Annotated in this window: 18 protein-coding genes; 4 read left to right on the top strand and 14 right to left on the bottom strand. The window is 44.3% G+C overall.

All coding sequences use genetic code 11. The annotated features are described in order from the left end of the window. Nucleotides 1-6: 6 nt before the first annotated feature. Nucleotides 7-2,460, bottom strand: coding sequence for a molybdopterin-dependent oxidoreductase (locus BUA14_RS17220; protein WP_072773760.1), 2,454 nt, complete (start codon nucleotides 2,458-2,460; stop codon nucleotides 7-9). Nucleotides 2,461-2,800: 340 nt separating this feature from the next. Between BUA14_RS17220 and BUA14_RS17215 the strand changes: the two genes are divergently transcribed. After that, the gene (locus BUA14_RS17215; RefSeq protein ID WP_011460820.1) at nucleotides 2,801-3,379 is read left to right on the top strand and encodes a Crp/Fnr family transcriptional regulator; all 579 of its coding nucleotides are present in this window, start codon (nucleotides 2,801-2,803) and stop codon (nucleotides 3,377-3,379) included. 79 nt (nucleotides 3,380-3,458) lie between these two features. On the opposite strand, the gene nrfD is transcribed toward BUA14_RS17215, so the two are convergent. From nrfD to BUA14_RS17200, 3 genes are read right to left on the bottom strand one after another with little or no spacing between them, the layout of a single operon-like run. Beyond that, nucleotides 3,459-4,619 carry an NrfD/PsrC family molybdoenzyme membrane anchor subunit gene (nrfD, locus tag BUA14_RS17210; protein ID WP_072773759.1) on the bottom strand — a complete coding sequence of 387 codons (1,161 nt, stop codon included), beginning with the start codon at nucleotides 4,617-4,619 and terminating at the stop codon, nucleotides 3,459-3,461. A 12-nt stretch (nucleotides 4,620-4,631) separates the two neighbouring features. Beyond that, the gene (locus BUA14_RS17205; RefSeq protein WP_072773758.1) at nucleotides 4,632-5,252 is read right to left on the bottom strand and encodes a 4Fe-4S dicluster domain-containing protein; all 621 of its coding nucleotides are present in this window, start codon (nucleotides 5,250-5,252) and stop codon (nucleotides 4,632-4,634) included. Between the two features lie 14 nt (nucleotides 5,253-5,266). Next, a complete protein-coding gene (locus BUA14_RS17200) occupies nucleotides 5,267-7,723 on the bottom strand; it encodes a molybdopterin-dependent oxidoreductase (protein ID WP_072773757.1) in 2,457 nt (818 codons plus the stop codon). A 247-nt stretch (nucleotides 7,724-7,970) separates the two neighbouring features. On the opposite strand from BUA14_RS17200, the gene BUA14_RS17195 reads away from it, so the two are divergent. Further along, nucleotides 7,971-8,549, top strand: coding sequence for a Crp/Fnr family transcriptional regulator (locus BUA14_RS17195; protein ID WP_072773756.1), 579 nt, complete (start codon nucleotides 7,971-7,973; stop codon nucleotides 8,547-8,549). A 200-nt stretch (nucleotides 8,550-8,749) separates the two neighbouring features. On the opposite strand, the gene BUA14_RS17190 is transcribed toward BUA14_RS17195, so the two are convergent. The 10 genes from BUA14_RS17190 to BUA14_RS17145 all read right to left on the bottom strand — a co-directional run bounded on the left by BUA14_RS17190 (nucleotide 8,750) and on the right by BUA14_RS17145 (nucleotide 18,265). Further along, complete coding sequence (locus BUA14_RS17190) at nucleotides 8,750-9,193, bottom strand: MerR family transcriptional regulator (protein ID WP_072773755.1); 444 nt, start codon at nucleotides 9,191-9,193, stop codon at nucleotides 8,750-8,752. Nucleotides 9,194-9,422: 229 nt separating this feature from the next. Next, nucleotides 9,423-10,766, bottom strand: coding sequence for an ammonia-forming cytochrome c nitrite reductase subunit c552 (locus BUA14_RS17185; RefSeq protein WP_072773754.1), 1,344 nt, complete (start codon nucleotides 10,764-10,766; stop codon nucleotides 9,423-9,425). Nucleotides 10,767-10,786: 20 nt separating this feature from the next. Beyond that, complete coding sequence (gene nrfH / locus BUA14_RS17180) at nucleotides 10,787-11,272, bottom strand: cytochrome c nitrite reductase small subunit (RefSeq protein WP_072773753.1); 486 nt, start codon at nucleotides 11,270-11,272, stop codon at nucleotides 10,787-10,789. A gap of 279 nt (nucleotides 11,273-11,551) precedes the next feature. Continuing rightward, nucleotides 11,552-12,790, bottom strand: coding sequence for a YibE/F family protein (locus tag BUA14_RS17175; RefSeq protein WP_072773752.1), 1,239 nt, complete (start codon nucleotides 12,788-12,790; stop codon nucleotides 11,552-11,554). Between the two features lie 242 nt (nucleotides 12,791-13,032). After that, nucleotides 13,033-14,103: an FAD-binding protein gene (locus tag BUA14_RS17170; protein ID WP_072773751.1), complete on the bottom strand. Its 1,071-nt coding sequence runs from the start codon at nucleotides 14,101-14,103 to the stop codon at nucleotides 13,033-13,035. Between the two features lie 53 nt (nucleotides 14,104-14,156). After that, a complete protein-coding gene (locus BUA14_RS17165; RefSeq protein WP_005816366.1) occupies nucleotides 14,157-14,366 on the bottom strand; it encodes a helix-turn-helix domain-containing protein in 210 nt (69 codons plus the stop codon). A 10-nt stretch (nucleotides 14,367-14,376) separates the two neighbouring features. Further along, nucleotides 14,377-14,826: a DUF2975 domain-containing protein gene (locus BUA14_RS17160; RefSeq protein ID WP_072773750.1), complete on the bottom strand. Its 450-nt coding sequence runs from the start codon at nucleotides 14,824-14,826 to the stop codon at nucleotides 14,377-14,379. A 176-nt stretch (nucleotides 14,827-15,002) separates the two neighbouring features. Further along, on the bottom strand, nucleotides 15,003-15,911 hold the full coding sequence (locus BUA14_RS17155; RefSeq protein WP_072773749.1) for a PEP/pyruvate-binding domain-containing protein: 909 nt from the start codon (nucleotides 15,909-15,911) through the stop codon (nucleotides 15,003-15,005). A gap of 48 nt (nucleotides 15,912-15,959) precedes the next feature. Next, nucleotides 15,960-17,642, bottom strand: coding sequence for a PEP-utilizing enzyme (locus BUA14_RS17150; protein WP_242954681.1), 1,683 nt, complete (start codon nucleotides 17,640-17,642; stop codon nucleotides 15,960-15,962). Between the two features lie 20 nt (nucleotides 17,643-17,662). After that, a complete protein-coding gene (locus BUA14_RS17145) occupies nucleotides 17,663-18,265 on the bottom strand; it encodes a TetR/AcrR family transcriptional regulator (RefSeq protein ID WP_072773901.1) in 603 nt (200 codons plus the stop codon). A 646-nt stretch (nucleotides 18,266-18,911) separates the two neighbouring features. On the opposite strand from BUA14_RS17145, the gene BUA14_RS17135 reads away from it, so the two are divergent. After that, nucleotides 18,912-20,021: a radical SAM protein gene (locus BUA14_RS17135; protein ID WP_072773746.1), complete on the top strand. Its 1,110-nt coding sequence runs from the start codon at nucleotides 18,912-18,914 to the stop codon at nucleotides 20,019-20,021. Nucleotides 20,022-20,545: 524 nt separating this feature from the next. After that, nucleotides 20,546-20,791 (top strand): transposase (locus BUA14_RS17125; protein ID WP_242954684.1); only part of this gene is annotated, 246 nt, incomplete at its 3' end.

Raw genomic sequence — 20,791 nt, 5'->3', positions numbered from 1 at the left:
TCCCTCCTAAGCTTTTTCTACTTGGACCAGTACATCAAAAAAGGCACTGTTGGCACAGACGATATTCATCACCCGGGAGGTCAGATCCTGATAGTGCCCTTCGATGAATTCCTGTTTTTCCCGACCTTTAGGCAGGCTTAAAACACCAGGTTGAATTCCGCGATCCACAATGGCTTTAATCTTGACATAGCCCCGATCGTTGTAGAGCTTGACGATATCACCAGTCTTAACATTGCGGGCGGCAGCATCGGCAGGGTTGATTTTCACAAAGGGTTCCGGGCTGAGTTCTTTGAGCATAGGGACATCCCACCATTGAGAGTGGGTCCGCCACCTTCCCTTGTCTTGGATCACCGAGAAAGGATATTTCTCATGGAGGGGATTTTCATGCCAGGCTTCCAGGGGCGGTTCAAAGTGAGGCAGGCGCTCTTTGGCTAGATCAAACAGCTGATCATAATTATTATTGGGAGCAGGGGCCTCATTATAGAGCTGAGCCCGCCCTGTAGGTGTGGCAAATGCTCCGCCTTCAGCATAAATATAGGGGTCTCCGGGTAAAGCCCTGAGTATTTTCTCTTCTTTAAGCTTCTCTAAGGTAATCCCTAATTTTCTGGCTCCATCCGTATCCATCCACAACCGCATATAGTCCTCTTCATCCATGGCAAAGGCATCACTGCAGCCAAGTTTTTCCGCCAGCAATTGATAGATTTCAAAGTCCGATTTGCATTCATAGAGAGGCTCAATGGCCTTCTCCTGCAATATCACATAAGGATGGGTGCTGTAATTGACAAAAACATCATCCACTTCAAACCAGTGGGCTACAGGCAGCAGAATATCTGCATATTGAGCCGTTTCATTCATATTCAGATCGGCGACTGCGATAAAATCCAGTTTTTTCATAACTTCCAGGGTCGCTTTGCGCTCGGCGCCGTTGCCGATCTGATTGACATGGGTAAAGTAGATACCTTTCAAATCGATGGGGGTTTTACCATACATTTTAGTTTCCAGAATTTCAGTGAGCATATTAACAGGTACGGAAAGAGAGGGTTTCGCCCCATTGGGAAACATCGTTCCCGCCATATTGATCCAATCAGTGGCCAGGTTCTCACCCATGCCGCAAAAAGCTCCCGGTTTACCGAGATTTCCGGTGAGAATGGCTAAGATCGCCATAGCAAAATAGCCATAATGGCCATTGACATAATGATCGATGCCGAAAAACTCATAGATTGCAGAAGGCTTATTGGTCGCGTAAAGTTCCGTGATTTCTTCGATTTGCGCTACAGGAATATTACAGATTTCCGCTGCTTTTTCCGGTGGGTATTCAGCAATGCGCTCCAATAGCAGGTCATAGGCTGTCGTAACCTTAACCCCATTGATAGTATAAGAGCCCCGCAACGCCGGGTTACTGACGGTATCGGCTGTTCCATAAATGTCAGAGTCTTGGTTCCAGACGATTAGTTCATCCTTGGCTCCTTCAGGGATATGGATTCCTAAATCACTTTGCCGCAAGAATTTACCATCGGATTCCTTCACTAAGAAAGAAGCCCCTGTGGATTTCTTCAGAAAAAGCTCATCCACCCAGTTTTCCCGGACCACAATATGCATCATCCCCAGAGCCAAAGCCGCATCAGAACCCGGCCTCACAGGGACAAAGATATCTGCTTTGGCTGCTAAGGCGTTGAAATTGGGATCAATGACCACGATTTTAGCACCTTTTTCCCTGGCTTCTAAAAAGAAATGGGTGCTTTGCTGCTGGGCTCCTACAGGATTAGCTCCCCAACAGAAAATCGTCTTGGCATTTTTTAAGTCCGCGGGTTCATTAGCTGTAACAAATGTACCTTGACCGAGAGCCGGTTTCGTTCCTTGTCCCCGTGCCATATCTACAGCTGCTGTAATATTCAAGGCCCCGTTGGCATTTTGCAGGCGATTGATAGCGCTGCCAATCCCGACGCCACTCAGCGCAGCATAGCTTCCCGAACTCCACATAACTCCAAAAGCATATTTGCCAAACTCATCCTGGTAGCCTTTCCACTTCTGGGCGATGATGCTGATGGCTTCATCCCAAGTGATTCGTTCCCATTTTCCTTCGCCCCGTTCCCCGGCACGTTTCATGGGGTATTTCAGGCGCTCCTTGCTATAAATCCTCTGGACATGGGTTAATCCTTTAACACAGATGCGGTTATATTCCGGATTCGGCATCTCACGGGCTGAGGTTCTTACCACTTTGCCATTCCGCACATGGATATTCAGAAAACATCCGCCTGCACAATTGCCGCGACAGGCGCCGCTGAAGATTTGTTCTTCCTCTCCCGCTGCTGAAGTTTGTTCCTCATCAGCCAAAGCCGTCATAGCCGTTCCCCAGGGGTTGGCAGCAACGACTCCCGCCGTGACCGCAGTTGCTCCTGATGCCTTTAAGAAAGTGCGGCGGGACAGGTTAGGATTGAGGCTGTTCTTTTCTTGATTCATTTCATTCCCTCCCACTTAAGTTACACCACAGCTGCTCATATTTAGTGATAAATCGTACATTTGGTGCTACTTGTATTGTAGCAAGGGAGCAAAACTGCTTCGATAGCATCTGATATTTTCTAGCGCTTCACTTGATACAAGCTTCTGTAGCAAATGATACATTCTTTTGTATCATTTGATTCAATACATAGTGACCGGAAGTATGGTATTATTAATAGGCAGTGCAGATACTAAGCCTAAGGCATAACCTCCCAAACAAAATAATTCACAAATTCATTAAACCCAAATAGTTACAATGGATTACTGTTCATGTTTATCATCATGGCGGGTAGGTGTTATTATGAAAAAACAGTGCGCTGGTAACCCCTTCTGTGATGCTCTTGATCCGGAAACCCGGGCTTACCTCTGCGAGCATTCCACCCTTATTGTCCAAATGCCTAAACAAATACAATCCACGGATCAGGGCAACCCCCACCTTGAACTCATCATTAAGGGGGTTCTTTTCACCTTTAATTTGCACGAAGATGGAACTCAAGAGTTCATTCATCTAATCAAAAAAGGAGATGTCCTGGGAACCCGCCAACTTTTTGAAAGCCTGAGAATCCCGGAATATAATATGATGACACTTACCGAAGTTCATAAATGCAGTATTCCCTTAAAAGTTGCGGAAACGCTCTATAAGGAAAACAGAGTGTTTGCCCAGGCTTTGATGGAAAACCTTCTCGACATGATGAATAACTTGACTCGTTGGGTAAGTATGCGCTCCAGAAATGGAACAGAAAAAGTCCAGAAGGTTTATGAATTGCTTCAGGATCTGGACACCGACATGACGATGATTACTCAAGAGGATCTCGCCCTTATCGCAGGGGTCAGCCGTATCACCGTTGCCAGAGCTATGAAAGAAATCTATAAAAAATGAGAGGTAATAATTCGCAGAGAATTATTACCTCTCATTTCTACATAAGTCAGTGCCAAGGGATGGCAGGCACAGGCAGATTTCATTGTCGGGAAGTTCTCAGGTTCAGCCTGCTCAAGCCAAGGTTCAAAAGCAAAGCACCCAAGGCCACGATTCCTGAAGAAAGCCCGATCTCAATAAGAGATGGAACATAAGGCCCAGTGGTTCCCCCATAGACCGGAGGTCCGGGCAAGTTGAGCAGCGGATTAAATAATTGGACTTGAAGGAGATTGGATTTAACCAGATATACAGCAATCAAGGCGATCATGGCACCGGCTATTAAGCTGCCTCGTTTAGATTTTTTTCCCGGCATTGCCAGTATTCCAATCGCTGCAAGCAAAGCACCCAGCTCTGCCCAGAATCCCACAGCCCCTTTTCCGGCAACCAGCCAGGAAAAGGCTGCATGTTCTTCACCACTTCCCGGATAAAGCCCTATAAGCACCTCTGTTGTTACGATAATGAGTTCTACACATAACAGTGCCGCAATGACTTTCCCCATTTTTGCCAGCAAGGTGGTGGGCATATGAATATACTCACTTCGATTTAAAAGACAGGCTAAAATGATCATGACCGCCAGAGAAGCCACCAAAGCCGCTATTAAAAAGGATAAGGGCTGAACAGGGGTGTTCCATAGAGGTCTTGCAACTTGAAAGCAGAAAACAAAGGATGTTACCGTGACGAGAATTCCAGCAAGGAAAGCGAGCCATGCTATAGGTTTAAGGGCCTCTTCTGCTTTCTTCCCTGCTTTGACGAGGAGAAGCTGACGAGTAAAGATGACGGAAATTACCATGTAGGACGCCAGCATGATAAAGTCCCAAAACATCGGGGAGAAAAAGTTCCCACTGGTGATAAAGAGCCAGGCTCTCTCCGGATTGCCGATATCGACGATGATGAACAAGGAAGCCGCTACAATACTGGCTACAGCTCCCAGGTAGGAGGCAATAGGGGTATAGGGCTTAAAAGCGTTCAGCCCAAAGAGATAGGGTACAGCAGCAAATAAAAGGCACCCTGCTGCCACTCCCGTAAAAATCATAAAGCCCACGATATAAAGCCCCCACATATTATGAGTGCCTAGATTTGTCACTTGCAAACCTTTGCTCAGTTGCAGCCCCCAGCACACGACGCCAAGGACAGCGAAAGAGGCAAAGATAAGGTTCCACAGATTAAGAACACCTGATTTTTTCGTATTGGTTACAACTGCCATAGTTACACCCCCTTAAGTTAAATAATAGACATTCGGCTTGGTGCCTTTTTCTTCGAGCAAGTGAAAGTAGGTACGGCCCCGGATCGCCTTGCTGACTTCGCTTTCCGGGTCATCAATATCTCCGAAGTAACGGGCCCGTCCAATGCATAATTCCATACAGGCCGGTTTCTTCTCTTCCGCTAATCGGTGAACACAGAAGGTACATTTGGATACGGTATTGTATTGGTGAGGCGTGATGTTGGCGTCCCCTACGGCAAAATCCACATGGTATTCAGGTTGCTTCCAGTTGAATTGACGAACTCCGCTATAGGGGCAAGCCACCATGCAGTAACGACAGCCGATGCATTGATCATAATCCTGGATGACGACTCCATCTTCTTCCCGTTTATAGGTGGCTCCAACGGGGCAGGCTTTCACGCAGGCCGGATTAGCGCAGTGCTGACAATTGACCGGCAGATACTCCAAGGTATTGTTCGGGAAGGTCCCGGCAGCTGTATCCATAGCTTCCCCGCCTACCGTAAGGATGCGGTTCCACCAAATCTCATTGGGCAGATTGTTGGCCATTTTACATGCTACAGAGCAGGTGTGACAGCCTACGCAGCGTTTTAAATCGATTGCCATGGCATAACGCATCATTTTCTCCTCCTTTATAGCTTTTCAATGGCAACTAAGACATCAAAAAAGGCACTATTGGCACAGACTTTATTCACCACCCGCGAACTTAGATCAGCAAAATGGCCTTCTCTGAATTGGTGTTTTTCCCAACCCTTTGGTGCTGTAAGGACCCCTTGGGGCAATCCATCATTGATTGCCGCTTTCATGACGACATGGCCCCGGTCGTTATAGATTTTAACTAGATCATTGGTCTTAATGCCATATTGAGCGGCATCTTCCGAACTGATCTTCAGGATAGGTTCAGGATCAAGCTCCAGCAATGCCGGCACATCCCACCATTGGGTATGGGTGCGGAAACGGACATGATCGGAAATAATCGCAAAGGGATATTTTTTAGTCAAGGGGTTCTCATGCCACACTTCATTAGGTGGCTCCCAATAGGGCAGGCGTTCTTTTTCTATATCCCACTGTTGATCATAATTCATATTGGGGGCGGGATTTTCCACATAGAACTGGGCACGGCCCGTAGGCGTACCAAACACACCATTTTCACCATTAATATAAAGGTCACCGGGCAGGCACTTAAGAATTTTCTTTTCTTTAAGAACCTCCAGAGTGATCCCCAATCTTCTGGCTTCGTCGTTATCCAGCCATAAATCCAGGTATTCCATCTCAGTCATATTAAAATACTCCCCATAGCCCAGCTTTTGAGCGATGAGTTTATTGATTTCGAAATCCGCTTTGCATTCATAGAGAGGCTCAATGGCCTTTTCCTGAAAAATCACATAGGGATGAGTGCTGTAGTTGCAGAAAGCCTCCTCTTGCTCAAACCAATGGGATACCGGCAGCAGGATATCAGCATACTGGGCAGTTTCATTCATATTCATATCCGCTACGGCGATGAACTCCATTTTATTGAGCCAATCCAAGGTATATTTTCTCTCTGCGCTATTGGCAACCACATTGGCATTGGTAATATAGATGCCTTTCAGATTAACATCCTTATTGCCATACTTATGCTCATTCATGACAGAATCCATTTGCGTGGCTGACATCGTCAGGGATGGACCTGTGGCGCCAGCGGGAAAAAGGGTGCCTGCCAGGTTCGTAAAATTAATCCCCAGAGTTTCACCCATACCGCAGGCAGCTCCGGATTTACCTAGATTTCCTGTAATCATGGCCAGAGCATAAATGTCAAAGATGCTATAATGTCCGTTAACATAGTGATCAATGCCGAAGTATTGATAAATTGTGGCAGGCTTGTTAGTGGCGTAAATTTTAGTGATTTCTTCAATTTGGCTGACGGAAATATTGCAGATTTCCGCGGCTTTCTCAGGGGGATATTCCGCGATACGCTGAAGAAGCAAGGTATAGGCGGTATTGACTTTATGACCATTGATCTCAAAGGAGCCTTCAATCACCGGATCGCTGATCTCTTGGGGAAGTCCCATCTTTCCCCCGGCACTGCGCACGACAATATCATCCGTTTGACCTTCAGCGAGGGGGCCTAAATCGCTAAGACGCAAATAGTGACCATCAGCTTCTTTAACCAGGAATGGAGCTACAGTAGAGGCCTTCAAAAAGGGAACATCAATCCAGTTTTCTCTTACCACGATATTCATCATTCCCAAAGCCAATGCTCCGTCTGTGCCAGGGCGCACCGGGACGAACTTATCCGCCTTGGAGGCAGTAATATTGTAGATCGGATCAATAACAATAAACGTTGTTCCGTTTTCCTTAGCTTCCATCAAAAAATGAGTGCTTTGCTGCTGGGAAATGACCGGATTAGCACCCCAGCAGAGGATAGTTTTAGCATTCTTAAGGTCGGCCAGTTCATTAAGGGTGAAGTTCGGCCCCCACCCAAGGGCGTTGCCCGCGCTATGACCATGGGCTGCATCGACCGTCATCGAGATATTGGATGCCCCCGTCACATTAAGCAATCGATTGGTAGTACACCCCATCCCTTGACCGCTCAAAACTCCGTAATTGCCTGAACCCCAGTAAATCGCAAAAGCTTCCTTGCCATACTCTTTTTGATATTCTTGCCACTTATCCGCTATCGTTGTTACGGCTTCATCCCAACTGATACGCTCCCATTGACCGGCGCCGCGCTCGCCTATCCGCTTCATCGGGTATTTTAAACGGTCTTTATGGTAGATTCTTTGCATATGGGTTAACCCTTTAACACAGATCCGATTATAGTCTGGGTTGGGCATCTCCCTCATAGAAGTACGCACCACTTTTCCACCACGTACATGAATGTTTAAAAAACATCCCCCCGCACAGTTACCGCGACAAGCTCCACTAAAAACCGTTTCGTCAGAGCTGGCTATAGTATCGCTCTTCTCACCTTCGGCTAAAGCGGCCATGGCAGGCCCCCAAGGATTGGTTGTTGCAGCGCCTACCACCACCGCTGTGGCAGCAGATGCCTTCACAAAGGTTCGTCGCGATAGCTTTGCATTCAATAGGGAACTTTCCTTTGCTTCCATGTCTTTACCTCCTGTTTTTCTGCACCTGGGTTACACTTGAACTTTTTATCACTTATGATTTGATTGTATCAGTCACTCTTGTTATGAATCGATATCAATTGATACAGGTTTTATATCCAATGCTGCAAAAATGTTGTATCATTTGATACTGTCCCAAAAAGAGTAGTTTGATATAATAAGCAATGACTTTAGTTATATGTTTCACATGACAAAGCAATTTATATGCCCCGGGGTAGGTGTATAGTTCATGAAAGAGTGTGCCGGCAATCCTTTTTGCCGCTCCCTGAGACCAAAACTGCGTGAGGCACTCTGTGCCAAGGCTACGCTCACTTATCAAAAAGCCAAGCAAACCCAAATGATCAACTCTGTCAATGCCAATTTTGAGATTATCGTTAAGGGGATCGAGTTTTCTTTTACTGTCTTGGAAGATGGCTCACAAGAGGGGATTCAGCTGCTTAAAAGCGGGGATATTCTCGGGACACATCTTTTATTCGAACGTCTTCCCTTTCCGGTTACCCATCTACTTGCTCTTACAGATGTAACCCGCTGTAATTTTCCCATCTATTTTATTGAAGGTTTCTTTCACGACAATAGAGATTTTGCTCAGGCTCTCATGAAGAACCTCACTCTGGACCACGCCGCCAATCTATCGAATTGGGTGCATATGCATTCTAAAAATGGACCTGAGAAAGTTGCCTATGTCTATAAAAAACTGCAAAAGCTTGATGTGGACATGAATTCCATAACTCAAGAAGATCTGGCTTTAATTGCAGGAGTCAGCCGAATTACCGTTGCCCGGTCCATGAAAGATATCTATAAAAAGTAACTCAGGATCATCTCAAATAAATACGAAGATAAAAAGAGAACCACGATCTGGTTCTCAAAAAGAGGGAAAATAGAAAATGCCCTTTTTAAAATAAGGCAGAATTAGGGCAAGTATTACAACTTAGCTCTATAAATACTATCATTTATATAAATTCAATCATTATATTGAGGTTTTAAGCAAAAAAAGACCTGCTCTTCAGCCTATTTGCAATCTGAAGAGCTAGCGCAAGTCTTTAACATTTCACAAGTACTGCAAAGCTCACTTTTATCACTAGCTATAACACAATAAGTCCCTTCAATTTTCCAGCAAGGTTTGGATTCATTAATAGGTATGGTGCTGCTTCTCATCCCGCCACCTTTACAATTGCGGTTGTACCAACAGGAATACATAGAAGTGATCTGCTTAACCCCAGCGATGTTCAATCCCTTTTCATTCATAAGATACTTAATAAATTTTAAACGCAAGAGGTCGTTATTGGAATATTTTCTTTGGTACTTATCCCGATTAGGGTGAATTAAACCATTTCTCTCCCATACTCTTAGGGTTTCAGGATGCTCCTCGATTAATTCGGCTACGGTACCAATGCTGTAAAGGCCCTTTTCTTCATCCAGCAAAATTATCACCACCTTTGACGGCCTTAACATTTGATTGACGATGATTTTAGAGTATCAATATCTTTATCTATCTAGATTGTAAACCTTTTAGCTGAAAATCTCAATATTCTTATTTAAGTTTTCCTCAAGCATTAATAATCACGCTTTATTATAATAACAATTGCGTAACTATTCAACCGCAAAAAGCAAACAAAAAAACCTTCGCTATCATATTTCGGATAGCGAAGGTCCTTTTAAAAGGGGTATCAAGTGATTATGCTTATGACTTAGGGGCGTTTTCCTTGTCATGTAACACTTTCATGGTTTCTGTGTTGGTTTTGGGAGCCTCTACATCCCATTTAGGAGCTGCGACGCCGGTTATAGACTCGGTAGCCTTATTGATAGCCTGATAAGCATAGTCCATGGAGGTATTCAGGGTTTCCATGATTAACTGAGGATTATGGAAGCCCATGGAGTTTTCTGCTCCAACCCAATCCACCAGGAACTGACCTTTACGCTGCAATGCACGGGCTTCTTTAAGAGCATCTTGGTTTCCACCTTTAGCGTCGGCTTCAGCAATGGCTTCAAGTGCTTCTACAGTGACATTCCCTACTTTTGCCATCATATCGGCAACTTTGTCCTGAGTATAGAATACTCTTTCTTTGAGCGCTTCCTCCCCTTCTCTATGGCAAGTCATGCAGCTCTCATTCATATGCTTAAGAGGGCTGGTCCACCAGTGAGAGGAGATCTTTTCGCCGCCGTTCATAGTGTAAGGCATATGGCAGTCTGCACAGGATAAACCGGCTTCAGCGTGGGTACTGCCCATAAAGGTTTCATATTCAGGATGCTGAGCCTTGATTTCGCGCACACCGGCTTTTGCATGTGTCCAGTCGGAGAAATCTTTTTCTTCATAATATTCCAGGACGTCAGTGGGGGTAAGACCCTTATCCCAAGGGAAGGTGACAATTTTCTTATCGCCAGCGAAATAGTATTCAACATGGCATTGTGCACACACCATGGTGCGGAGTTCTTGGGTGGTCAACTTGTCCGGATCTTTGCCCAAGCGGGTGAGAGTATCCCGTAAGGGTGGCTGGGTGATGACCAAATTCATGGTCTGAGGATCATGACAATTGGCGCAAGTAATGCCTTCTGTCATTTTACCCTTCAGATCATGGAAATTAGCGCCATAATAGGCATCGCCCATCTCTTCGACAACACCGGCTACATTAGCCGATTTACAGGTCCAGCAAGATGCAATACTTTTTTCATTGATTCGTTTGATTTTGGTGACATCTTCAATAGTGTAGTTATGACCACGATCTTCATTGTATTCAATAGCAAATCCATACCCGGCGAAAATCTCTTTCAAAAAGGGCCACTGGGTCAGCTTATCAAATTCTTCGGAACCGCCGTATTTGCTGCCTTCATTGGACATTTCTGCAGTTTTCATGAATGTATCGTATTGTTTAGGATAATACTTGGCGTACTCGTCGACAGATAAGGTTCCAGGAGCGATTTCAGCCCGAAAAGCAACAGGCTGCGAGGTTTTCGATGAGCAGCCAACGGCAACTATGCTGATGATCATAACAGCCAGCAATCCTATGAGTAGTTTACCTTTTCTCACAATTTTACCTTCCTTTCTCTCTATCGATAGTTACTATGAGGAGTATAGCGGTGACAATCGAAGCATCGTCGGCTGGAATCCATATTGACATTCCTTACCACGTCCTGATGGCATCTTAAACAGTTGTTCTGCACCAGCTCCGTACTCCCATCTTTAATGCGAATACTGTCGGGCAGATCACTGAAGGTATTGTGGTAAAGGTGTTGAACCCCCGCCGTAATCTTGGTATAGCTCTTGGTTACATAATTGGTTTGATCCGTATGACAATCGTTACAACCCGCTATTTCCCGGTGGGATGAATGGCTCCAAGTCCCATAAACAGGTTCCATAACATGACAAGAGACACAATAACTCGAATCACTTGTGACGGCGTGCACTCCTTGAACTCCAATAATAGCTATTAAGAACAATCCTACAAAAAGACCTACGATTAGAGATAGTTTGGGTATTCTTTTGGTTTTTCCGCTTGGGACACCGGTTTTTTCTTGTTCCATTCCGCTATTCATAGCTTACCTCCTTTCTCAAAGTCTCCGTGGTGTCCTATTTGCCTGGACCTATTCATTAAAATTATAAGAAATATAAGCTTGTAAACCAATTAACAAATTCATCACAATTTATTAACATATTCTTAACAACTGGAATCACTCCCAAATTTTGCGTTTATTCCCGAAATAAGATCAATTTACGACTTAAGTTATGGTACGGTAACTTAAAAACACAACAATCCGAACCCTGGTTAGGTCAGATTGTTGTGTTTAGAGGTTATTTTTTTATTTCTGATTGGCTCATAAATCCTGTTCGATTTTAACACTTGGTCCATCATAAATCTGTTCACTGTTTTCTTTATATATTATTGCACAGATAAAAGAAGTGAGGGGCATCGCAAACAATATCCCAAAGCTGCCTACCAGCGCCTGCAGAATTTCTACAACAATCATTTCCCGGTTCAGGAGATATATTAAAGATGTACTGTACGCGCTTAGCAGCAATACTATGGAAAGAGAACTTCCTATGTAAGCAAGAATAAGCGTATTGGCCATCGTTCCCATGACGTCTCGTCCGATATTCATTCCCGATCTAAATAAAGTATTGAAAGAAGAAGCTCCTGACTTTTCTTTCACTTCCCAAAGAGATGATGATATTGACATTGAAACGTCCATTATTGCACCTAAAGCACCGATAAGGATTGCCGCAAAAATAATGGCTCTTAAATCTATGGGCGTCCCGGTCGATATATAGGTCAAATAAATGGATTCTTCATCTACATATCCTGTCAACTCAAGAACCCTATTGATAATAATGGTTAATATTCCGGATACAAGGATTCCGCCAAAGCAGCCCAGAATGGCTGTGAGGGTTTTTTTGTTAAATCCATTGATAATCAGATAGGTGGCAACAATCGTATACAAGCAGATCACTATGGCTGATACATAAATATTCTTCCCGGAAAGAATGGCTGGAATGAACACCATAAAAATGGCGGCACAGGTAAAAACAAGGGAAAGTATGGTGTTCAGCCCTTTGATACCGCCGAACACTAACAAAGCGAGGATAAAAAGGAGGCCAAAAATGAGAAGTTTATCCGTTCTGACAAACTCCATAAACTGCCATTCCATTTCCGGCTGACCTTCATAAGTGACAAGCAAAACCTTGTCGCCCTGCTCAACTTCCGGTGTGCCTATATTAAGCATGCCGTCGATGATCTGAGCTCCCGTTACCCTTTCCCCTTTTTCTTCGCCATCGAGCAGGGTTGCTTCAAAGGTCACCTGAACATTTTTAACCATGGTGGTATCACCAGCAAGGCTGTAATCGTCTGAGATTCTGTCCGTAATCGCTTCAATCTTTGCCTTGACAACCGTCTCACCGAAATCGTCACCGTTGAAAACGGTTAATCCTTTAGTCGCAACACTATTCCCTATAAAAAGAAATAATACAGAAAAGATAATCGTCACTATGTAAATCAGCAGCTCTAATTTGCTTTTCTTTTGTAAGAATCTCCCTTTTCGTACTTCTCTTCTATCCATAATACACCTCAATTTCTTGTGAATAAGTTGGAATTCCCTTCTCTTCTCAACAGCTTAAGTTTACTTGTTCTTGACCAAACTGTCTATTTTAATGAATTTTCTTAATAACGCCGTGCCCATATCTAAAATGATACTTTTGATATCCTACAGGCAAGAACAGGATATTCCGTCTGAAACGACGGGATACCCTGTTCTTCTGATACATAGAACCAATCCTGTAACCATCAATTTACTGATTCTACTTACTCTGTTCTATCAATACTTTGCAGACCTGATTTCATAGCCAACTGTCTGAGCAATGGATTATACATAGCCGGGGATTTTAGATTTTTAAGCATCAGATTTAATTTGATACCCTTTACCTTAAGTTTATATCTATCCAGAAATCCATCGATTCCCTCTTCAAGACTTTGGGCTAAATATGCAGAGCTCTTTAATGCGTAGCTGATTCCTTCTGCAGAGCTGGGGCTAATCCCACCTGCCGCTTCACCCACCAGGGCTATGCTATCCCTGCCTGCATAAAACTGTGATACCTTTTTCGGTCTATAGAGATATGCGCCCTCTGTCCTTATTTTGTTATCAAAATTAAAGCCCCGCTGGGTTAGTTTTATTTTTAACAGTTCATACTTTTCCCTGGCCTTCTCCTTAGGTTTAAGGGCCGAACCTAATAACAGATAATTCTCCTTTGGTATGATCCAAGAGTAAAAATCACTTATTTCTTCATCAAAGATTGCTGTAAAATAGGGGACATGATGGGGACATTCATACCATTCCTGAATTGCAATGTACTTTTCAGGACTATTAATATCTTGATTAAGAAACCTTCTTAACTTTGAAAAGGCCCCATCAGCACCAATAATAACTCTTGTCTTTGCCGATATTTCTTGTCCATTATGAATATACCTAATTTCATATCCGCCCGGTATTTCAACAAAGTCCTTAAAAACCGCATTAAACTTTTTATCAACTTTTTTCGGAATTATAGAAACCAACCATCTATCAAATTTCTCCCTATCCATATTCAGATAGAATCTCTGATAGAGTCTCTCCAGGTTATTTGTTAAATCAATGGTTCTTACAGCAAAAAGCTGCGGATTAACCAGAATATCTTTAGGTATTCCTAAGCCCAGCTTTGCAATCATTTTCTGTGCATCAGGGGCTAATAATCCTCCGCAGCATTTTCTGGCAAGATTGTGGGGATTCTCATTGGCCAGGTCCCGTTTATCTATTAATAAAACCTTATATTTGTCACCTATTAATCGCGCAAGGGTAGATCCTGCCGGACCGGCCCCTATTATAAGAACATCATACATTGCATCTACCTCATAAGTTTTTAATATGAAATCTTGAGCCACCTTCAGCAGAATTAACTATCCTTTCTATATTCCAGAATATCACCCGGTTGACATTCTAAGGCTTTACATATTGCTTCCAACGTTGAAAACCTTATCGCCTTTGCTTTGCCATTTTTCAATATAGAAAGATTCGCCATGGTTATACCAACCTTCTCTGTAAGCTCTGTTACACTCATTTTTCTTTTCGCCAACATGACATCAATATTGATTACAATCGCCATATTATTCACCTCAGACAGTTAAATCATTTTCAGATTTTATGTCTATAGCTTCTTTTAAAAGCCTTTGCAGAACGGCAGCAAAGACTGCAATCACAGAAGCGCCGAAAATAATGATGCAGGGGAATGCTGCCAGGCCCGGGGCGTCGTCTGCTTCAGCCAGGGGTATTAGGAGAGGTAGGATTGCAGCATAGATAATACTGATGGTGATGGCACAGTTCTTTATTTTTTTTAAAGCGGATACGGATAATTCCGAGAACGCTTTGTTCTTATCAATATAGCTTAAAAGTTTTAAAGCCTGATACAGAGCAAAGAGGAACACTACCGCTGCCGCATACACACCGATTAAAACAAGATTAGGCAAATAATCTGCAAGTGAAGGCAACCAGAATATACACAGAGCCAGAACCGGAATTCCAATAAGGAGCACAGCTATCTTTAAAAAAAGTGTTGTTCCTTTCATACTATAAGCACCTCACCAGTTTAGTTTCAGCTTTAATCTAACACAGCATTTATCGTTTTGCAATAAATTTATATTGCATCTCAAGATATGAAATAAGGTATTGGCACTTAATTAAACATCAAGTGCCAATACCTTATAAAAAGATGAAGTTTTGTGCCTGAAATCATCCCGGCAAATCAATTGACCTTAAGTGTAGTAACCGGCCGGCTTTGCAGCAGGTGAAATTCTCCTAAGCCATAGCTCCACTCGATGTCTTGAGGCACTCCATTGAAATGCTCCTCTATGCGAAGGCATAGACGAACCAACTCCCGAACCTGTTGGGAAGTTAAGCACCCTCGGGCAGGATATTGCCTACGCATGAAGGGCAAAGAAGATTGTCCCCTTTTGGGAGCAGGAGTAAATTGAAGAACCGCACCGTCAGGACGTCTGGCCAGCCATTGATCAGGAACGATTTCTCCCTGAACCAACGCCTCACCAACGCCGTAGGCGGCATTAATAAGCAGCTCACCGGGATTATTCGAAAGAGGATTAACTGTAAAGACCACTCCCGAAACTTCATGTGGCGCCATTTCCTGAATGATCACCGCCAGAGCAACTTCACTCTCTCCAAATCCTTTTAGTGAACGATACTGCACCGCCCGGGGAGTCCAAAGTGAAGCCCAGCACTTCTTTATCGCCTTAAGAACTTCACTTTCCCCCTGGATGTTAAGATAAGTTTCTTGTTGCCCTGCAAAGCTTGCACCAGGAAGATCTTCAGCTGTAGCAGAGGAACGGACAGCGACCTCGGGACTCCCCATCCCACGATAAGCTTCCAGAACTTCTTGCGCGACCTCATTGGGTAAGTCAGTGTTCTCTATTACTACCCGAATTTTAGATGTTGCCTCTTGTAACGTGCGTAAGTCAGTGATGTTAATTTGCCGTAAGCAGATATTTTTGACACAACGACGGTATCCCTCAACAGTCAAGACAAAACCCTGGGGTACTTTCATCCCAGCCCACACTAGTTCACCCAGGTTAGCTCCTTTGCCGCCGGCTAAGGATAGGTCTTCTTTTTTTAATTCTTGAAGCAGCCGCACATATCTCATCCCATTATTCTCCGTTTAGTTCCGTTTAGTGGTATCACTTTATCTATTTTAATCCAGGACCTGAATCACTCCTGCCGCTCCGTCCACACGAACCCGTTGTCCATTATGCAACAGTTTCGTTCCGTTAATCGTTCCCACCACGGAAGGGAGTCTGTATTCCCGGGAAACGATGGCCGCATGGGACAATGCGCCTCCAGAGTCAGTAATTAACCCTGCCACATAGGGAAATAATACCGTCCACGTCGGCGTGGTAAGCGGGCAGACTAAAACCTCACCTTCTTGAACCAAGTGGAACTCTTCAGCCGTATGGATAATCCGCACCGGTCCTTCGGCAACACCCGGAGAACCTGGGGTGCCAAATAACTCCCCCTCGGCGGACAGTTCCAGCGGCACTTCTTTTTGTACCTCAATGAGGGAATATTGTTTCAGAAAAATCTTCATCCCCTCCGCCGTAATAGGTGGAAATACATGCAAAGGGGGGACCATGGGCGCTTTGCCAATGGTTTGGGGTGGCATTAAGGAATAATTTTGGCTATGCTCAGCTTTCCGCTTGGCCACCAATCCCTTTAAATCAGGATGGAGGCTATTTTCTCTTAGCGCCGAGAGTAATTCCCCACGGTATAGAAATAAAGTGTCCTCAGAGCCATCCAGAATACCTTTCTGAACCAATCTTTTGCCAGCCTCAAGAGCAGCATAACGGGTATGACAAAGGGGAACAGTCATCAATAAATAATCATGGATTTCACTCAGCGGTTGAACTTGCTCCGCTAATTCAAGCCAGGTGTCGAACTCCTCCCTCTCTCGTCCGGCTAAAGTGCTGCGGAGTTCATTGACCCGCCCCAGCCGGTATGCCTGGAAATCAGAGTCTTCAGTGGTTAGGTAATCTGAGCCCATTAAGGACTTGATAATCCCCACCACCACCTCCGGCATTTCCCGCCAAGTGGGTCCAAATTCAAAGCCGTCGGCAGGCCGATCCCCTTCCGCTTCTATGAATCCCTCGAGTTCTTCCCCAAACCACGTATTGGCCAGCTGCTCAAGCGCTTTTTCATTTGGCAGAGACAAGTTATCCTTAATCGCGGGGTCTGCAGCAGCACGGCGTGCCAAGGTCAAGAGGCGATTCATTGTATTAAAGACTGCAGGATCGTTCATCTGAACTAATTCGTAGGCTTCAAATTCCGTCAGATTGAATAATCTTTTACACACTTCCATCCAGCGTTCACGGATATACATACCGACCATAACGACTTTATTATGTGGATTCCACGCCCAGCATAAATAGTCATAGCATCCCTCAAGCTGGTTGGCCAGCTCTTCCAGGCCGGCCTTGGCACGCTCAAAGTTCCGAATCGGCTTGAGACGCTCCTGAGCTTCTGGTTCCCATATGTCCTGCCAGGCACGAACGTGATTCTCAAACCCTTTTTCCTTGAGAAACTTTTCAAAACCCAAGACCCGGCTGCGAAGCAGCGGATTAATCCGCCACAAATGAAAGAGAAAAGGAAATCGCTCCATAACAGGCGGAGGATCTCCTCCGATGGATACAATACGCTGAAAGACATAGCCATGGAGAACAAGATATTCATATTTAAGGGATGGGATGGAAAATTCCTCAAAAGCGTGAACTGAGCCAATCTCCACTGGAGTAAGCCCATAAGAAACAAAAAGCGGGTGTACCGGTCTCGGCCAATGAATATTATCCCGCATCCAGAATCCCTTAGCTTCCCAAAGGGGCATATCTTCTACCTCCCCACATTTCAATAGGATATCTTCTGTTTTACTATCGCACCCGATAAGTAGGTGTTAACAGCGGCTAGAAGAATGGATAAGAGATCGCCCTGCTTGCCATAATGGTACCATCTCACCATGTGAACCACATATAATCCATCGATATCATGGGCAAGCTCTTGTGCCGGTCGCTCCCTGGTTACCGCGCCAGCCATCTGGCCACGTTCAAAAGCCTCCGTGATCAGCCTTCTGAAGAGAGTCCCGTTGGCATGTTCAGGCGTTGACCCGCGCTTCATTTTTTCAATTAAAATAACCAGAAAAAGCTCAGGTTTTCTCAGCGTCCACTCGACGGCAATCGTTATGATAGTCTGAATTTGATTCTCTGTCCCTAAAGTCGTGGCAAAAAAATCGTCAACTTGCTCTGTTGTCAATCCTTCTGTTTCGTAAAATATCTCCAGCGCCAAATCTTCTTTCGTCTGAAAATAATTATAGAAGGTTCCTCTGGCCACACCGGCTGCGGCAGTGATCTCTTCGACTGTTGTTTCCGTAAACCCCTTGTTTCCGAAAAGCTCTTCACCGGCCCGTATAAGGGCGGATTTAACTTCGGCTTTTTGTTTTTCCCTTAACTTCACTATTCTTTTTTCACCTCCATCAAAAAGAAATTGCTGAGAATTATGGACATCGTCATTTTCATAAACACTGTATATAAAATGGCTACGTTCATTATATTTAAAAACCATTCTCCTGTCAAACCTTAAAAAAGTATCCCCATTTGGATAATCCCAAAACGTTGACTGTACATAAACAAAAGCGGGGTACTGCCCTTAAAGTCCTTTAAAGTCTTTAAGAGACAATGCCACCGTTTACTACATAACCAGCCATAGTACTTTTAGTACTAAAAATACTCTTTTTGAGTATTCTTCCGTGGTCCAGTGGCCTATTTACTAGCACCACGGTATGAAATAATAATGCTATGGAAAGGGCCCGCTTCCATAGAAGGTCAGAAAGGAGGTGTTAACATGTTTAAGCTTGAAAATGAGCTTTTAGATAAACTCTCCGAACTTCTCGTCGTGAATGAAGACTTATCCGAATACATTCTAGCCGGACCTAAAAATTGCCCCTGTGGGGGATCATGTGCGGGAGAGTGCACTGGCACATGTGCATATGAAAGCCTGAAGTCCAGCTGTGTTTTACTCATGTAACTATCAAATTAGAAGGTCCTCCCTCAACAGCAAGAGATGTTGAGGGAGGACATCCACCAAGAGGAGGTGCTTGTTTATGGGCGAAATCAGACAAGGCGTTCGCAAGAATGTCATGATGATTGTCACCAATCGCTGTTCTCTAAACTGCATATACTGTTATGAAAAATACAAAACATCCGAGGAGATGACTTTTGCTATAGCAAAATCTATCATTGACGAAGAAATGGCCGCTGATGATGGATACGAAGAAATCATCTTTGATTTTTTCGGTGGAGAACCTTTTTTAAATTTTCCACTTATCAAAAGAGCTCATGACTATCTGCACAGCAAGACCTGGCCAAAGAGATATCTATGTTTTACCACTACCAATGGACTCCATATACATGGTGACGCTGCAAACTGGTTGTGGTCCAACAGAAGAACCTTCTGGTGCAGCCTAAGTCTTGATGGAACCCCCGGCATGCACAACCAAAACCGGAATAACTCCTATGACCAAATCAACGTGGATTTCTTCGCCAAGGCTTGGCCGGACCAGCCTGTCAAGATGACTATCAGCCGGCAGACGCTTCCCCATCTCGCAGACGGCATTATTTTTCTACATCGAAAGGGTTTTAAAGTCACTTCGACTTTTGCCCAAGGTATCAACTGGATAAAAGAGATCGACCTCCCCATCTTGGAGCGGGAATTGAAAAAGCTGATCGTTTTTTACAAGGCAAATCCAGAGTTTCCGGTTGCTTCCCTCCTTGATTACCCCATCCATGCTCTATGCCGGGAGCTTCCCCATGAGGAAAAGTGGTGCGGCTGTGGCGAATCTATGAAGGCTTACTTTGTGGATGGTACTCTATACCCGTGCCAGTGCTTCACACCCCTGGCAAACGAAACAAGCCGGGAGCAGCTCTATGAATCCATTGACTTCAAGCAAACTGCTGCTTTTGTGTGTGATGAGTGCCTGGGATGTCCATACCTGCCCATCTGTCCAACATGCTATGGCAGCAACTATATTCAAAGAGGCAGTATGGGCAGGCGTGATCAGTCTCTATGTGCTTTCTACCGTGCTTGCATTGACGCCTCCGCACAGTTCAGGGCAACGCAAATCATTCATAACCACCCGACTCCTGTAGATCTGACACCTGAAGAGTACTATGTTTTAAAAGGGACCAAATTGCTTCATGAGTTATGTTCCTGATTATTTATGACGACATTAATCATTAACGGGCTTGCTGACCGGGGAAGGCAAGCTCGTTTTCGTTTTTCTAAACGAAGCGAACACCGGATAGTTTTAGTATACCTTTCCGGCTCTTGATGTCCCGGAAGGAGGAGAGGGTAAAGACAAAGCAGATTTCCTGTATGTTCTCAATAATATTGCTTGGAATTCTTTTGAGTTCCAGTGTTTGAGCCGTAAGCTCCTTTTGGATATCCACCTGAAAAGTGAACTGCGCCCGTTTGCCCTCATCTTTAAATTCGACGTTTATGGCGGCAATATCATCTTCTGGTGAAAGAGTATTAAATATAAAATGACTATATAAAGAGTAGTCTTTCGGGGGTATAAATGAATAGCACAAACCTACAAATTTAGGAACGCGGTAGATAACCTCTCCATCTAAAACCGAGACTGACTAAACACCCGTGTAAATGGCAATAATCTCCACATAAGACAAAAGTGGAGGTTATGGAATGAAACAGTCAAAAAACATTCTTACAGACAAGGAAATGGAACTGGTCAACTTACTGATGCAAGACTGCCAAAGCACAGGGGATATTCAGTCGAAACTGAAAAGACTGTTTGCCGGAACCATTGAGCAGATGCTGGAAGCAGAGATGCAAGACCATCTGGGGTATGAAAAAAACAGCATTGAAGGAAACAACTCCGGTAACAGCCGAAATGGCTATAATCGCAAGACCATCATCAGCGATTACGGCGAAAGTGAAATTGCCGTCCCTCGCGACCGAAACGGC

This window comes from Desulfitobacterium chlororespirans DSM 11544, assembly GCF_900143285.1.
GTDB lineage: Bacteria > Bacillota > Desulfitobacteriia > Desulfitobacteriales > Desulfitobacteriaceae > Desulfitobacterium > Desulfitobacterium chlororespirans.
The sequence above is the reverse complement of the archived record's forward strand: the minus strand, read 5'-3'. Positions and strand labels throughout refer to the sequence as shown.